Here is a 15,375-nt window from a genome sequence, read left to right as displayed (position 1 = left end):
CCGGTCAGCCGCGCTTCTGAACCAGAACCTCGGCGATCTGCACCGCATTCAGGGCCGCGCCCTTCCTCAGATTGTCGTTCGAGACGAACAGGGCCAGGCCGTGCTCGACCGTCGGATCGGGACGCACCCGGCCGACGAAGACCGGATCCTGGCCTGCGGCCTCCAGCGGATTCGGCACGGCGGTGACGATCACGCCCGGCGCCCGGCCCAGCAGGTCCAGCGCCTGGGCTGCGGACAGCGGTCGTTCGAACTCGACATTGATCGACAGGGAGTGGCCGGTGAAAACCGGCACCCGCACGCAGGTGCCCGACACCGGCAGGCCGGGGATATCCAGGATCTTGCGGCTCTCGTCGCGCAGCTTCAGTTCCTCGTCGGTATAGCCGTCCTCGCCCAGCGTGTAGTTCAGGGCCACGACGTTCGCGGCGATCGGCACCACCCACTTTTCGGGCGCGCCGAAGTCCACGGACCCGCCGTCGCGGGCCAGGGCCGCGCCCTGCCCCACGGCCGCACGCGACTGATCCTCCAGCACACGGATCCCCTCGACCCCGCCGCCCGACACCGCCTGATAGGTCGAGACCGTCAGCCGCTTCAGGCCCGCCGCGTCATGCAGGGGCTTCAGCACCGGCATGGCGGCCATGGTGGTGCAGTTGGGGTTGGCGATGATCCCCTTGGGCAGGTGGGCCAGGGCGTGGGGGTTCACCTCGGCGACCACCAGCGGCACATCGGGGTCGCTGCGCCAGGCCGAGGAGTTGTCGATCACCACCGCCCCGGCCGCCGCCACCTTGGGCGCCAGGGCCTTGGACGTATCCCCGCCGGCCGAGAAAAAGACGATGTCCAGACCGGCGTAGTCGGCGCTCGCCGCATCCTCGACCACGATCTCGGTCTCGCCGAAGCGGACCGTCTTGCCCGCCGACCGGGCCGAGGCGAACAGTCGCAGCGAGGCCAGCGGGAAGTTCCGCTCGGCCAGCAGGCCGCGCATCATCTCGCCGACGAGGCCGGTGGCGCCGACAATGCCGACATGAGGCGGATTGGACGGGGAAAAGGACATGTAGGCGTCTCCAGGAAAGATGGAGGCGCGGGGTTCAGCCGGTTCGACCGCCCCGCGCATCGGCGGGGCTTGGGATCGGGTTGTCGCTAGACCGCGCGCGCACCCGAAACCGCCCCGCCGAAGCCGGTGGTTTTCAGGGTCATCGCTTTGGTCAGGCGCTGCGTCACGGCGACGCTCTCTAAGGGTGAGAACCGGTCGTGTAAACGGCCGATCTCGAAAAAATCGACGGCGCAAGCCTGATAGCTGACTTGCACGCGCAATAAAGCCGTCGATTTCACTTCCGTCCCGTCATCCTCAGGCTTGACCCTCGGATGACGGAGCCGAACGGTCTCGTATTAGACCTTCGACAGGATCAGCGTGCCATTGGTGCCGCCGAAGCCGAAGCTGTTGGACATGACGTGGGTCAGTTCGCCGTCGTGGCGCTGGCGCAGGATCGGCATACCTTCGAACGCCGGATCGAGATTTTCGATATGAGCGCTTTCGGCGGCGAAGCCGTTCTGCATCATCAGCAGGCAGTAGATGGCTTCCTGGGCGCCGGCCGCGCCGAGCGAGTGGCCGGTCAGCGACTTGGTCGAGGAGATCATCGGCATCTGGTCGCCGAAGACGGCGCGCACGGCCTCCATCTCCTTCGCGTCGCCCACGGGCGTCGAGGTCCCGTGCGGGTTTAGATAGTCGATCTTCGGATTGCCGGCCTGTTCCAGCGCGATCTTCATGCAGCGCTGGGCGCCCTCGCCCGAGGGGGCGACCATGTCATAGCCGTCGGCGTTGGCTCCATAGCCGGTGACTTCGGCGTAGATGGTCGCGCCGCGCGCCTTGGCCCGCTCGTACTCTTCCAGCACCACGATGCCGGCGCCGCCGGCGATGACGAAACCGTCGCGGTTGGCGTCATAGGCTCTGGAGGCGACCGACGGATTGTCGTTGAAGTCCGACGACATGGCGCCCATGGCGTCGAACATGTTGGACATGGACCAGTCGATGTCCTCGCAGCCGCCGGCGAAGACCACGTCCTGCTTGCCCCACTGGATCTGTTCGACCCCGGCGCCGATGCAATGGGCCGACGTCGCGCAGGCCGAGCTGATCGAATAGTTGATGCCGCGCATCTGGAACCAGGTCGACAGCACCGCCGACGGGCCCGACGCCATCGCCTTGGGCACCGCGAACGGGCCGATGCGCTTGGGCGCGCCCTTTTCGACCGTGGTCGCGGCCGCCTGCAGGATCACCTGGGTCGAGGGACCGCCCTCGCCGACGATCAGGCCGATCCGGTCGTCCTTGATCTCGTCCGCCGTCATGCCCGACGACTTCAGCGCCTCTTCGAAGGCGATGTGGCCCCAAGCAGTGCCGTTGGCCAGGAAGCGCGCGGCGCGACGGTCGACCAGCTCTTCCCACGGACCGATCTTGGGCGGCGCCCAGACCTGGCTGCGGAAGCCGTATTTGGCGTGGTCGGGAGCATGAACGACGCCCGAACGGGCTTCGCGCAGGGACTGGGTGACCTCCTCGGCGCCGTGGCCGATGGAAGAGACGATGCCCAGGCCGGTGACGACGACACGACGCATGGTGTTTCCTTCTTGATGCTTCCTGGTCCGAGGACCGTCCGCCTTGTTCGCGGTTATATAGGGGCGTTAACCGCCCGCCGCCTCATCCTTGGCGCCGAACAGGCCGACCCGCATGTCGTTGCAGGTGTAGATGACCTGGCCGTCGGCCTCCAGCACGCCGTCGGCGATGCCCATGACCAGCTTGCGGTTGATGACGCGCTTCAGGTTGATCTTATAGACCACCTTCTTGATGTCCGGGGTGACCTGGCCGGTGAACTTGACCTCGCCGACGCCCAGGGCGCGGCCGCGGCCGGGACCGCCGATCCAGCCCAGATAGAAGCCGACCAGCTGCCACATGGCGTCAAGGCCCAGGCAGCCCGGCATGACGGGGTCGCCGATGAAGTGGCACTGGAAGAACCAGAGGTCGGGATGGATGTCGAGTTCGGCCTCGACATAGCCCTTGCCGTGCTCTCCGCCGTCCGCATTGATCGTGGTGATGCGGTCGAACATCAGCATCGGCGGGGCGGGCAGCTGAGCGTTGCCGGGACCGAACAGCTCGCCGCGGCCCGAGGCCAGCAGGGCCTCATGATCGAAGGACGAAGGATATTGGGACTGGGTCAAGGCGCTTCCGTTTCTTGATACGTTGCGCGCGGGTTACACGACCGCGCCGCTTCGCTCAACAGCGTGCGGTCAGTTGCGACCCGTGCCCGCAGGGCGATTGGCGTTGCACAGTGCGCGTTCCTGGGTGCCGAACACGGCCCGCTGGGCCACAAAACCCTCCAGTCGTCGCGCCCGGACCTTGCACCAGCCCTCCTCACATTCGTCCAGCATCACCAGGGCGCGTGGCGACAGGCGCGCGCGCACCGACGCCGTCTCGGATCGGCCCGAGCGGATCGGCACTTCCTCGGCGGTCGTATTGAAGACGTAACGCCGGCCCGACGACACCGTACGGTGGATCCAGGCCACGGCCCCGTCGGGATCGCAGATCTTGCGCCATTCCGTCGTCTCGGCGATCACCTGAACCGGCAGGCCGGCGGCCCGATATTCCCACAGGATCGGATAATCCAGGCCCGGCCCCTGGCGCGCGCGGACGTGCGAGGACTTCAGCGAAATCCAGCGCGGCACCTCAAGCCCGGTGGGCGTCGGGCGGCCGTCGGGCATGGTCGCGCCGGCGCTGGCCATCACGCCAAGGCCGAGAATGGCTCCAACGATGGCGATGCGTCGTCGCAGGCTTTGGAAGATGGCGGCGGCTTTGCTAGACACTGATTGGAACGACCCGTCGCGCGGGCTTTGATCCGTCTGAATCGCCGCCCGCTAACCAAGGCCGAGAATGTCCCCCCGCAAGCTTAAGGTCGTATTAACCAGACGCCTGCCCGACGCGGTCGAGACGCGGATGCGCGAGCTGTTCGACGCCGAGCTGAACCTGAAGGATCAGCCGATGGACCGCGCCGCGTTGCAGGCCGCCGTCCAGCGGGCCGAGGTTCTGGTGCCCACGATCACCGACGTCATCGACGCCGACCTGATCAATGGCGCAGGCGAGCAGTTGAAGATGATCGCCAACTTCGGCGCCGGGGTCGACCATATCGACGTCGACGCGGCCGTGGCGCGCGGCATCATCGTCACCAACACGCCCGGCGTCCTGACCGAAGACACCGCCGACCTGGCCATGAGCCTGATCCTGGCCGTCAGCCGCCGCATCGTCGAGGGCGCACAGGTCGTGGCCGAAGGCCGGTTCGAGGGTTGGACCCCGACCTGGATGTGCGGACGCAAGCTGTGGGGCAAGCGGCTGGGCATCGTCGGCATGGGCCGGATCGGCCAGGCCCTGGCCCGGCGCGCCAAGGCCTTCGGGCTTCAGGTCCACTATCATAATCGCAAGCCCGTCCCGGCTCTGATCGAAGAAGAACTGGGCGCGACCTACTGGGACGACCTGGACCAGATGCTGGCGCGGATGGACATCGTCTCGCTGAACTGCCCGGCGACGAAGGACACCCATCATCTGCTGTCGGCCGAACGCCTGGCCCGGCTTCAGCCCCACGCCATCCTGATCAACACCGCGCGCGGCGAGCTGATCGACGAGGCGGCCCTGGCCCAGGCGGTGGCCATGCGCGCCCTTTCCGGCGTCGGCCTGGACGTTTTCGAGAACGAGCCCGCGATCCATCATGGCCTGTTAGGCCAGTCCAATGTCGTGCTGCTGCCCCACCTGGGGTCCGCCACCCTGGAAGCGCGCCAGGACATGGGCGACCGCGTCATCGCCAACGTCATGACCTATCAGAACGGCCACCGCCCTCCCGATCGCGTCATCCCGGCAATGCTCTAGCCGGCGATGCTTTAGGGCGCAGCCAGCAACCGCTCGGCCGCATCGGGATATTTCTGCGCCAGCCGCGCCGCCCAGTCGGCCTTGAGCGGCAGCGGCGCGCGCACCTCGCGGATGCGGCGTTCGACCAGGGCGGCGGCCTCGCGGTGTGCGGGGCAGTCCATCAGAAACTCCAGCGCCGTCTCAAAATCGGCATAGGTCGCGGCATGGGCCAGGGCGCGGTCCAGCGCCTCCACATCGTCGAAGTCCGGCAGGCGCGCCAGATAGGCCCGCAGCACCGGCGCGGACAGGTCGCGTTGGAACATCGCCCAACGCAGGTCCTGCGCCTCGTCCTTGCGGCCCTCGGCTTCCAAGAGGTCGATCGAGGTCGCCTCCCATGCCGGCGTCAGGACCGGCGGTCCGGCCTGCGGCGACCGGCCGAAGGTCCATCTCCGATTGCCCGCCGACGGTTTCAGCGCCGCCTCCAGCGCCTGACGCGCTTCTGGAATGCGATCAGCGACCAGCAGCCGCTTGGCCATCACCGCCGCAAAATCCGGCGAGCCCCGTTCCTCCGGCGTCGTCATCGACAGCCACAGGTCCAGATCGCCCGCCCGGTCGGCCAGCCGTCGCACGACCGTCCGCATACCGCGCGCGGTGGATGCAGTATCGAGACGACCCAGCAGCCTCTTGGCCATGTCCGCCGTCAGATCGTCGCCGCCGGCCCCAATCCACCGGGCGTATTCGAGCGGTTGCCGCGCCACCGCATCCGCCAGCAGACCCACTGTGCTGTCGTCCGTCCGCACCGCAGCCTCGGCGATCCGCCACAGGTCCGAGGCCGCCGTTTCGAACGCGTCGGCCAGTTCGCCCTTCTGATCCTTGACCCGAGACGACAGGCCGCGAAACAGATCGAACCAGCCGATCAATCGCTCCAATCCCATCGCCGGGGCGGCCTCGGCCAAATCCTCGACGATTGCAGCCCGCAGAATTTCCAGATCGCGCAGCAGGTCCGGCCGCTTTCGCCACGACACGCGCGCGCGGCTGGCCGCGATGGTCGTCAAGCGCTTGTCGATTTCCAGGGCCAGCAAGTCCGGCCCCGTCTCGGCCGCCATCACCAGCCTGAGCCGCCGCTTAAGGATCGCATCCGCATCCGCCGCCTGCATCAGCAGTTCGCCCAGACGCTCAGCGCCTAAGCCGCTGAGATTTGCGGCGTTCAGGCGTTTGGGCGAGGCGGGACGTCGGGCCATCAGGCCTCCTTTTCACAAGTCTGTCGGACCGAACTCACACGGCTGTCGAAAACCGCTGGCAGGGGAGGAACCGTCGTAAACGCGCTTCGTTTCCGGCGTCCTGATCGAGGAAGTGTGCGTTGGACTCCTACTACTGCATCGTCAACCTGCCCGGCGTTCCGGTGCGGGACATCTGCGTCCTCGACGCGATTAACGACACGGCGGCCAATCAGGCGCTGGAGGCGATCGCCCGCAACTGGGTCGGGTTCGAGACCCTGTATCTTTATTGCGGCGAACGTCTGGTGACGGTGCTCAGCAACCCGGCGCTGGGCTTCGCTCCGCCGCTGCCTGACTTGGATCTGGCCGACATCCGTTTCGCGACGGCCGCCTGAGCGTCAGCCGCAGACCGGGCATTCCGGATCAGCGGCGACCCGCACGGTCCGCGCCGAGCCCGCCAGACCGTCATACAGCATCAGCCGTCCCGTCAGGGCCTCGCCCGCGCCGGTGATCAGCTTGACGACCTCAAGCGCCGCCATCGACCCGATCACGCCGGTCAGAGCGCCCACGACGCCGACGCGCGCACAGGTCTCCGCATCCGGCGGGATCTCGGGCACCAGGCATTGATAGCAGGGCTGGCCCGAAAACACCCCGACCTGCCCGTTCCAGCGGCCAAGCGCGCCCGACACCAGCGGCTTGCCCGCCGCAACGCAGGCCGCATTGACCCACAGCCGGGTCTGAAAATCGTCGGTCCCGTCCAACACGATGTCGAAGGCTTCGATCCGCGCCGCCGCATTCTCGGCGGTGATCCGCTCGGCGAAGGTTTCGATCGCGACATGCGGATTGAGGCCGACCAGCCGTTCCGCCGCCGCCTCGACCTTTGACCGGCCGACCTGCGCCGTCGAAAAGGCGATCTGCCGCTGAAGGTTAGACAGGCCCACCACGTCGTCGTCAATCAGGCCCAGCGCCCCGACACCCGCCGCCGCCAGATAGAGCGCCGCCGGCGATCCCACGCCGCCCGCCCCGACGATCAGCACCCGCGCGCGCTTCAGCGCCTGCTGCCCCGGTCCGCCGACTTCGGACAGGACCAGATGGCGCGCATAGCGTTCGACTTCGTCTTCGGGAAAGATCACCGCCCTATCTAGCGCCACAGAGGTTCCGGCGCGAGGGGCCTGTCGCCTGTCGCCTTAAGCGGCCATCCGGACGTGTTCGCACGACAGCAGCTTTTCCAGACCCGCGCTGGACAGATCGCTCAGGCGCCGTCCGCGCAGAATGTCGGCGGCTTGCTGGGTGCTGAGGGCGCACAGCCGCGCGGGTTCGCGCATCCGCCGCTGCATGACGGGTCGATCATCCAGGACGCGAATGTTGTGATGACGCGGATCTTTCCAGAGGCGAGACATCAAGCGATCCAAGTCCGCACGGGCGCCCTCGATGACCTGGGCCGCCTCGCCCTCGTGGAACAGCATGGCGCTGCCGATCTCGTCGCGGCGGTTGTTTCGCTCCGACGCGCCGAGGATTTCGGCAAGCGATTGGGTCGTGTGGTTCGCGCCACCGATCATTTCACTCACGAAAACGACGCGATAAAGCAAAACCTGTCCCTCGATTTGAAAGAACCGCGAAAGCGGATTGCGCCTTCTAGCCAATATTGGGGTCAAAATAAGACAGCGTTATACCGAGGCGCGACAGACTTGATGCCGACGCCCGGCCGCGCCATCTGATCGTCATGACCCAGACCGCATCCAACTTCCCCGACTGGCACGGCACCACCATTCTGGCGGTGCGCAAGAACGGACGCACCGTGATCGCCGGCGACGGCCAGGTTTCGATGGGCCCGACCATCGTCAAGGGCGCCGCCCGCAAGGTGCGCACCTTGGCCGGCGGCAAGGTGTTGGCCGGCTTTGCCGGCGCTACGGCCGACGCCTTCACCCTGATCGAGCGGCTTGAGGCCAAGCTGGAACAGTATCCTGATCAGCTGGCGCGCGCCTGCGTCGACCTCGCCAAGGATTGGCGCACCGACCGCTATCTGCGCCGGCTCGAAGCGATGCTGCTGGTGGCGGACAAGTCGTCCATCTTCACCGTAACGGGCGTCGGCGATGTGCTGGAGCCGGAGTATGGCGTCGCCGCCGTGGGTTCGGGCGGCAACTACGCTCTGTCGGCCGCCCGCGCCCTGATCGAGGAAACCGATCTCGACGCCGAACAGGTCGCCCGCAAGGCCATGAAGATCGCCGCCGAAATTTGCGTCTACACCAACGGCAATCTGACTGTGGAAACGCTCCAGGCCTGATCCGGCGAGCGGGTCAGATCACTTCGGCGATCAGCCCCAGCGCCTTGGCCTCCTGGGCCTCGATGTACCAGTTGGCAGGGGCGCGTTTCAGCACCTCCTCCATCGTCACCGACGATCCGCGCACCAGGTTCTCGAAACCCTCGTTCTGGATGGCGATGGAGTGTTCTAGCTCGTTCAGCATGGCGCGAACCGAGGCGATGCAGGTCGTTAGCGGTCCCGTGACATGCAGTTGCGTGTCCATCTTGCGCTCGTGGATCATCACCCGGGCGCCGCGCGTCAGATAGCGGTTTTCTACGGCAAAGAAGCTCATGAAAGTGGCGCCGGCGGAATAGATCGCCGCCTTGCCCAGAAAGACCAACCGGCGGGAAGGATTGATGTCGCTTTGAAAGCGCACGTCCTCGCCCATCATGCGCGCCACCTCCGGATCACCGCCCAGGGTCGACAGTTCGATGACGGTCAGCCCGGTGTCTGGCGCTTCCGCCATTTGCTGGCGGAAGCGGTCGTACATGGCGTAATCGACCGCGCCGGCGAGCAGGATACGGGGCGTATCGAAAGCTTCGGCGGTCAGAATGCCGCTCGGCGCCGCCTCGGACATCAAAGCTCGGCCGCAGCGGCGGCGTCGTCGCTGACGGGATAGCCCTGCGCCGACGCCCAGGACCGGGCTTCACGGATCGAGAAGAAGGCCTGGTTCTGCAAGCGACGCGATCCGGCGTCATCGATCAGTTCGCACTCCCACCACCGGATCGTGCGGCGATCGGAGGTGTTGCATGTGCGCGGAACGAGAAGGGCGTGGGGCGTCATGCGCCATCAACGAAACATTGCCCCTTTCGGTTCCTTCGAACTCGACATTTTGCCTTTAGGAACAAAACATTGTGCGACGCAGGAGGCCACGACGCCTGCACCGCCTTGATGGGAGAATTTGCGATCGATCCCCCCTTGGCTTAAGCGCGCGCCATGACCGACGCCGCGCCTCCCCGCCCCCTCGCCCGCAACCCGCGCGGCTTCGCCGACAAGCGCGGCCGCGACCTGACCGCCGAGCGGCGCATCGTCGCGCGCGTGTCCGAGGTTTACGAGCGCTGGGGCTTCGAGCCGCTGGAGACGCCAGCCTTCGAATATGCCGATGCGCTGGGCAAGTTCCTGCCCGACGCCGATCGGCCGAACGAGGGCGTCTTCGCACTACAGGACGACGCCGGATCAGACGAGCCGGGCGAATGGATGGCCCTGCGCTACGATCATACCGCGCCCCTGGCCCGATTCGCGGCCCAGACTTGGGAGACCCTGCCCAAGCCGTTCCGCCGCTATGCCTACGGTCCCGTCTGGCGCAATGAAAAGCCCGGCCCCGGCCGCTTCCGCGAGTTCTGGCAATGCGACGCCGACACCGTCGGCTCGGACCGGCCCGAGGCCGACGCCGAAATCATCGCCATGGGCTGCGAAGGCCTGCGCGCCGCCGGGCTGGACGCCGGCCAGGCCCAGATCCGCGTTTCGAACCGCAAGCTGTTCGACGGGCTGTTCGACGCCGGCGGCGTGACCGAGGCCGGTCAGCGACTGACGGCGCTTCGCGCCATCGACAAGTTCGACCGCCTGGGCTGGGAGGGCGTGGTCCAGCTGCTGGGTGAAGGGCGTCTGGACGACTCGGGCGACTACACCAAGGGCGCCCAGCTGCCCGCCAAGGTCACGGCCGCCATTGAGGCGTTTCTGGCCTCGGCCAATACCCCTGGCCTGTCGCGGGCCGAGACGCTGGACGCCGTCGCGCGCTCCGGCGACCTCGGCGCGGCGGGCGAGGCGGCGCTGAACGAACTGGCCGCCATAGACCGGGCGCTGGCGGCCATGTCGGTCGGTCAGGACGCCGTGAAGTTCGATCCGACCATCGTGCGCGGCCTGGAATATTACACCGGCGCCGTGTTCGAGGCCGAGCTGCTGCTCGACACGGTTGACGACAAGGGTCGTCCCGTCCGCTTCGGCTCGATCGGCGGCGGCGGCCGCTATGACGATCTGGTCGCCCGCTTCACCGGTCAGAGCACGCCGGCGACCGGCTTCTCTTTCGGCGTCTCGCGTCTGGCCTCGGCCCTGCGCGCGGCGGGACGTGGCGCCGAGGACGCCGTGCGCGGCCCCGTGGTCGTCATCGTCTTCTCCGAGGACGACATGGCTCGTTATCTGACCGCCGTCGCCGAACTGCGCGCCGCCGGGATCGCCGCCGAGCTCTATCTGGGTCGCGCCGGCATGAAGGCGCAGATGAAATACGCCGACCGGCGCGGCGCCCCGGCTGTCGTCATCCTGGGCGGAGACGAGATCGCCGCCGGCGAGGTCACGATCAAGGATCTGGACGCCGGCCGCGCCGCCGCCGCCGCCATCACGGACAACGACGCCTGGAAGGCCGAACGCCCCGGCCAGATGAAGATCGCCCGCGACGGCCTGGTCGCCGCCATAAAGTCCATTATCGAATAAGCTTCGATAATGACCCGTCCCTGAAATGGGTTATCAGTGATAAGTCGAAGAAAGTTCGACTCTTGTGAAACCGGTCGTTGACGACCGACCGGCCCTTGCGTCAAATGACCTCACTCGAGGGCAAGCGTTGCTCAAGCGCGCAGCACTCGAAGGCGTTTCGGGGAGGAAACGTCCGCTCTTCAAAGAGCGCGAAAGCCCGCTGCGATGTATCCCCCGCAGCGGGCTTTTTCGCGTCTGGAGCCCAGACAAATCATGATAAAATCTCGACAAATTCTCTATGCGACGTCGAGATCGAGCATCTGGTTCTCGATATGAAAAAGGCCGGGGCGAGCCCCGGCCTTTCCATTATCGAACAAGCGTCGCCTTACCAGAGGCGGACGCGTTCCTCGGGCGTGAGATAGTATTTCGTGCCCGGCTGAACGTCGAAGGCGTCGTACCAGGCGTCGACGTTGCGCAGCGGGCCGATGACGCGGAACTGGGCGGCCGAGTGCGGGTCGGTGGCGACCTGCTGCTTCAGCGCCTCGTCGCGGTACTTCGACTGCCAGACCTGAGCCCAGCCATAGAAGAAGCGCTGGTCGCCGGTCGTTCCGTCGATCACGGGCGCCGGCTGGCCGTTCAGCGACAGGTGATAGGCCTCAAGACCGACGGCCACGCCAGACGCGTCACCGATGTTCTCGCCCATCGTCAGGCCAGGGTTGATGTGATAGCCGGCGATCGGCTCGTAGGTCGCATATTGCGCGCCCAGACGCGCCGTCAGGGCCTCGAAGTTGGCCTTGTCTTCCGGCGTCCACCAGTTGCGCAGCACGCCGTCGCCATCGGACTTGGAGCCCTGGTCGTCGAAGCCGTGGCCGATCTCGTGACCGATCACGCCGCCGATGCCGCCATAGTTGACCGCCGCATCGCCATTCGGATCGAAGAAGGGCGGCTGCAGGATCGCCGCCGGGAAGACGATCTCGTTGTTGGCCGAGTTGTAGTAGGCGTTGACCGTCTGCGGGGTCATGCCCCACTCCGACTTGTCGACCGGCTCGTTCAGACGGGCCAGATCATAGTTCCACTCGAACAGGCCGCGGCGCTCGGCGTTGCCGACCAGGTCGTTTGCACGGATGTCCAGGCCGGAGTAGTCGCGCCACTTGTCGGGATAGCCGATCTTGACGGTGAATTTGCGCAGCTTCTCCTGCGCCGCCGCCTTGGTCTCGGTCCCCATCCAGGTCAGGTTGTCGATCCGGTGCGACAGGGCGGTGCGCAGATTGGCGACTAGCTCTTCCATCTTGGCCTTGGATTCGGCCGGGAAATACTGGGCGACGTAGAGCCGGCCAGTGGCCTCGCCCAGCGATCCTTCGGCGAAGGAGATCGCGCGCTTTTCGCGGGTGCGCTGCTCAGGCTGACCCGACAGATCGCGCGAACGGAACTCCCACTGAGCGTCGGCGAAGCGCTTGGACATCAGCGGCGCCATGTCGTCAGCGGTGTGGAAGGCCTGCCAAGCCTGCAGCAGTTCGACCGGCGTCTCAGCGTAGATGGCCGCGATCTTGGGCATGGCCGTATCCTGACGCACGATCAGGCGCGGCACGCCACCCAGCTTGGCCGCATCGTAGTAGGCCTGCCAGGCGAAGCCCGGCGCGTCCTCGGCCAGTTTGGCGATGGTGAACTCGTTGTAGGTCCGGTCGCGGTTGCGGTTCTCCACCGGGGTCCAGTGGGCCTCGGCGATCTTGGTTTCCAGCGCGACGATCTGAGCGGCGGTCTCGGTCGGGTTGGTCCAGCCGATCATCTCCAGCATCCGGCCGACATAGGCCTGATACTTCTCTTTCTTGTCGGCGAAACGGGCGTCCAGATAATAGTCGCGGTTCGGCAGGCCGATGCCCGACTGGCCCGTCGAGACGACGTAGCGGGTCGGTTGCTTGGAATCGATCGTGATGCCGGTGCCGAAGAAGGACGAGCCGAAGCGGCCGGCCGTCTGGCCCATATAGACGGCCATCTTGTCGTGGCTGTCGGCGGCGCGGATCGCGGCCAGATAGGGCTGCAGCGGCTGGGCGTCCAACTGCTCGATGCGCGCCTCGTCGATGTAGGAGCGATAGGCGTCGGCGACCTTGGCCTCATCCGATCCGGGCGCCAGATCGGTGCGGTTGGCCAGGCCCAGCACCAGTTCCTTCATGCGGTTGTCCGACAGTTCGCGCAGCAAGGCGAACGAGCCATAGCTGGTGCGGTCCGACGGAATGACCAGCTTTTCCAGCGCCTTGCCGTTGGCGTACTGGAAGAAGTCATCGCCCGGCTTCACCGAGGTGTCGCGGCCGGCCATGTCGAAGCCCCAGGTTCCGTAGCGGGGCGCGTCGACGCCCTGCCAACCGGCTGCCGTCTCTTCGCCCGAGAACAGCGAAACGAGGGTGCAGGCGTCGTCGATGCAGGCGTGGTCGTGACCGATATCCTGAGCCAGAACCGAGCTGGCGGGCAGAAGAAGGGCGCCGACGGCGGCCCCGATAAGCAGACGTTTCATCACTATGTCCCTGTTCCCACCCGGCATTTGGATGGTTCGGCGCAGACCCTAGTCCGGCGAGGGGGGGTGTCGCCTTAAAAAAAGTTCATGATTCCGATGCGGCCTCTCGCCACAGCGCCGGGATCAGGGTCAGATACGCCGACGCGAGGAGGGCGGATGCACGGTCAGGGCGGTGACTATAAGGATCTGGTGGTCTTTCTGGCGGCCGCCGGCGTCATCGTGCCCCTGGTCAATCGGCTGAAGGTCAGCCCCGTCCTGGGCTTCCTCGCTGCGGGCGTTTTGCTGGGACCGGACGGCCTGGGCCGGTTCGCGCAAAGCCTGCCCTGGCTGTCGTGGCTGACCATCGGCGATCCGGGCCAACTGGCGCAGCTGTCGGAACTGGGCGTCGCCTTCCTGTTGTTCATGATCGGTCTGGAGCTGTCGTGGGAGCGGCTTCGCGCCATGCGTCGGCTCGTGTTCGGCCTGGGGCTGATGCAGGTCGTCGTCTGCACCGCCGTGCTGGCGGGCGGCTTCATGCTGATGGGACAGACCTTGGCCAGCGCCGTGGTGCTGGGCATGGGTCTCGCCCTGTCCTCGACGGCCGTGGTCATGCCCGTACTGGCCGAGCGGGGGCGGCTGAAAGGGACGGTCGGCCGGTCCACCTTCGCCATTCTGCTGGCACAGGATCTGTCGGTCGCCCCGATCCTGATCACCGTCACCGTCCTGGCGGCGCTAGCCCAGCAGGGCGGCGCGCTGGATCCGGCCATTCTGGGGCGCGCCCTGTTCACCCTGGTTCCGGCCGCCATCGGCCTGGGTCTGATGGTGCTGCTGGGACGCGTGGTGCTGCGGCCGATGTTCCGATCGGTGGCCAAGGCGCGCAAGGCCGACCAAGGCGGCGAACTGTTCGTCGCCGCCTCCCTGCTGGTGGTGGTCGGGGCCGGTCTCGCCGCCCAGGCCAGCGGCCTGTCGATGAGCATCGGCGCGCTACTGGCCGGCGTGCTGCTGGCCGAGACAGAGTTCCGGCGCGAAGTCGAGGTTTCCATCGAACCGTTCAAGGGGCTTCTGCTGGGCGTCTTCTTCGTCGGCGTTGGCCTGGGTCTGGACCTGGACGCCATCGCCGCCGATCCGGTCGGCGTCTTCGGCCTGGCCCTGGCCCTCACGGTCCTGAAGACCGGCGTCATTTTCAGCCTGGCGCGTTTCTGGGGCCTGGGCGCCCGCCCGGCGCTGGAGACGGCGCTCGTTCTGGCGCCGGCGGGCGAGTTCGCCTTCGTGGTCTTCGCCACCGGCCTGGTCGAAGGCCTCGCGCCGCCGCAGCTGACCAACACCGTGGCCCTGTCGGCGACCGTCAGCATCTTCTCGATCCCCCTGCTCGCCCTGCTGGGTCAGAAGTTGGCGCGCAAGTCGGCAGCCGCAGGCCAGCCTGTCGAGCTTCCAAAGCTGGAGACGGCCGACGGCGCGGTCATCATCGTCGGCTTCGGGCGCGTCGGCCGGTTGATCGGGGAAATGCTGAAGGCGCACGATCAGCCCTTCATCGCCCTGGACACCGATGCGGGCGCCGTCGCTGCGGGCCGACGTGACGGATTCGATGTCTTCTATGGCGATGCGGGGCGGCGCGAAATGCTCCAGCACTGCGGCGTCCAGTCCACCCGCGCCCTGATCGTCACCATGGACGCGCCGACGAAAGTGGACGAGGTGGTCACCACGGCGCGGTCGATGCGCGACGACCTGATCCTGATCGCCCGCGCTCGCGACGATCAGCACGCCATTCGGCTGTATGGACTGGGCGTCACCGACGCCGTGCCGGAGACGACCGAGGCCAGTCTGCAGCTCGCCGAAAACACCCTGGTCGACTTGGGCGTGCCCATGGGGCTGGTGCTCGCCTCGGTCCACGAACGTCGCGATCAGTTTCGCAAGGCCTTCCAGTCGGCCATCCCGATCGAGCGTCGCAATCGCCCCAGCCGCGCGCTGCGCCGCACGCTACGCCCGGCGCGCGTCGACCCCGCGCCGGAGTAAGGGAAGCCCCTTACAGACCGTCGCCGGACCCATTTTCGTCATGGTTCCATGATGCAAGCGCGCCTCTCCATGA

General features: G+C 66.8%; 16 protein-coding genes. 5 read left to right on the top strand and 11 right to left on the bottom strand.

Annotation, left to right across the window (positions count from 1 at the left end; all coding sequences use genetic code 11):
* Positions 1–4 precede the first annotated feature (4 nt).
* From ASF31_RS09090 to ASF31_RS09075, 5 genes are all read right to left on the bottom strand, one after another.
* Positions 5–1,048, bottom strand: coding sequence for an aspartate-semialdehyde dehydrogenase (locus ASF31_RS09090; protein WP_055754471.1), 1,044 nt, complete (start codon positions 1,046–1,048; stop codon positions 5–7).
* An 86-nt stretch (positions 1,049–1,134) separates the two neighbouring features.
* Positions 1,135–1,326: a hypothetical protein gene (locus ASF31_RS14505; RefSeq protein WP_153922830.1), complete on the bottom strand. Its 192-nt coding sequence runs from the start codon at positions 1,324–1,326 to the stop codon at positions 1,135–1,137.
* Positions 1,327–1,383: 57 nt separating this feature from the next.
* On the bottom strand, positions 1,384–2,601 hold the full coding sequence (gene fabB / locus ASF31_RS09085; protein WP_017504958.1) for a beta-ketoacyl-ACP synthase I: 1,218 nt from the start codon (positions 2,599–2,601) through the stop codon (positions 1,384–1,386).
* 66 nt (positions 2,602–2,667) lie between these two features.
* Positions 2,668–3,201, bottom strand: a complete 534-nt coding sequence (gene fabA, locus ASF31_RS09080; RefSeq protein ID WP_055754351.1) for a 3-hydroxyacyl-[acyl-carrier-protein] dehydratase FabA — start codon at positions 3,199–3,201, stop codon at positions 2,668–2,670.
* A 69-nt stretch (positions 3,202–3,270) separates the two neighbouring features.
* The gene (locus tag ASF31_RS09075) at positions 3,271–3,843 is read right to left on the bottom strand and encodes an SH3 domain-containing protein (protein ID WP_235551295.1); all 573 of its coding nucleotides are present in this window, start codon (positions 3,841–3,843) and stop codon (positions 3,271–3,273) included.
* Positions 3,844–3,910: 67 nt separating this feature from the next.
* On the opposite strand from ASF31_RS09075, the gene ASF31_RS09070 reads away from it, so the two are divergent.
* The gene (locus tag ASF31_RS09070; protein WP_026108384.1) at positions 3,911–4,897 is read left to right on the top strand and encodes a D-glycerate dehydrogenase; all 987 of its coding nucleotides are present in this window, start codon (positions 3,911–3,913) and stop codon (positions 4,895–4,897) included.
* An 11-nt stretch (positions 4,898–4,908) separates the two neighbouring features.
* Here the strand turns inward: ASF31_RS09070 and ASF31_RS09065 are convergent, their stop codons facing one another.
* The gene (locus ASF31_RS09065; protein WP_055754350.1) at positions 4,909–6,117 is read right to left on the bottom strand and encodes a DUF6880 family protein; all 1,209 of its coding nucleotides are present in this window, start codon (positions 6,115–6,117) and stop codon (positions 4,909–4,911) included.
* Between the two features lie 119 nt (positions 6,118–6,236).
* Here ASF31_RS09065 and ASF31_RS09060 point away from each other — a divergent pair, with 119 nt between their 5' ends.
* Positions 6,237–6,488, top strand: a complete 252-nt coding sequence (locus ASF31_RS09060) for a hypothetical protein (protein WP_055754349.1) — start codon at positions 6,237–6,239, stop codon at positions 6,486–6,488.
* Positions 6,489–6,491: 3 nt separating this feature from the next.
* On the opposite strand, the gene ASF31_RS09055 is transcribed toward ASF31_RS09060, so the two are convergent.
* Together ASF31_RS09055 and ASF31_RS09050 are read right to left on the bottom strand one after the other, a co-directional pair.
* On the bottom strand, positions 6,492–7,226 hold the full coding sequence (locus ASF31_RS09055) for a molybdopterin-synthase adenylyltransferase MoeB (protein ID WP_055754348.1): 735 nt from the start codon (positions 7,224–7,226) through the stop codon (positions 6,492–6,494).
* A gap of 54 nt (positions 7,227–7,280) precedes the next feature.
* Positions 7,281–7,682 (bottom strand): BLUF domain-containing protein, encoded by a 402-nt coding sequence (locus ASF31_RS09050; protein WP_055754347.1) that lies wholly within the window; start codon positions 7,680–7,682, stop codon positions 7,281–7,283.
* A 134-nt stretch (positions 7,683–7,816) separates the two neighbouring features.
* Here ASF31_RS09050 and hslV point away from each other — a divergent pair, with 134 nt between their 5' ends.
* Positions 7,817–8,377: an ATP-dependent protease subunit HslV gene (gene hslV / locus ASF31_RS09045; protein WP_017504950.1), complete on the top strand. Its 561-nt coding sequence runs from the start codon at positions 7,817–7,819 to the stop codon at positions 8,375–8,377.
* A 13-nt stretch (positions 8,378–8,390) separates the two neighbouring features.
* On the opposite strand, the gene ASF31_RS09040 is transcribed toward hslV, so the two are convergent.
* Positions 8,391–8,972, bottom strand: coding sequence for a ClpP family protease (locus tag ASF31_RS09040; protein WP_055754346.1), 582 nt, complete (start codon positions 8,970–8,972; stop codon positions 8,391–8,393).
* The gene (locus ASF31_RS09035; RefSeq protein ID WP_055754345.1) at positions 8,972–9,178 is read right to left on the bottom strand and encodes a hypothetical protein; all 207 of its coding nucleotides are present in this window, start codon (positions 9,176–9,178) and stop codon (positions 8,972–8,974) included. The genes ASF31_RS09040 and ASF31_RS09035 overlap by 1 nt, the downstream gene beginning before the upstream one ends.
* A 153-nt stretch (positions 9,179–9,331) precedes the next feature.
* On the opposite strand from ASF31_RS09035, the gene hisS reads away from it, so the two are divergent.
* On the top strand, positions 9,332–10,822 hold the full coding sequence (gene hisS / locus ASF31_RS09030) for a histidine--tRNA ligase (RefSeq protein WP_055754344.1): 1,491 nt from the start codon (positions 9,332–9,334) through the stop codon (positions 10,820–10,822).
* 364 nt (positions 10,823–11,186) lie between these two features.
* Here hisS and ASF31_RS09025 read toward each other — a convergent pair whose 3' ends face one another.
* Positions 11,187–13,310, bottom strand: coding sequence for a M13 family metallopeptidase (locus ASF31_RS09025; RefSeq protein ID WP_055754343.1), 2,124 nt, complete (start codon positions 13,308–13,310; stop codon positions 11,187–11,189).
* A gap of 156 nt (positions 13,311–13,466) precedes the next feature.
* Here ASF31_RS09025 and ASF31_RS09020 point away from each other — a divergent pair, with 156 nt between their 5' ends.
* Positions 13,467–15,302, top strand: a complete 1,836-nt coding sequence (locus tag ASF31_RS09020) for a cation:proton antiporter (protein ID WP_055754342.1) — start codon at positions 13,467–13,469, stop codon at positions 15,300–15,302.
* The last annotated feature ends 73 nt before the right edge of the window (positions 15,303–15,375 follow it).

Source organism: Brevundimonas sp. Leaf280, assembly GCF_001422455.1.
GTDB lineage: Bacteria > Pseudomonadota > Alphaproteobacteria > Caulobacterales > Caulobacteraceae > Brevundimonas.
Note: the sequence above shows the minus strand (reverse complement) of the source record. Positions and strands in the feature narration are given on the sequence as shown.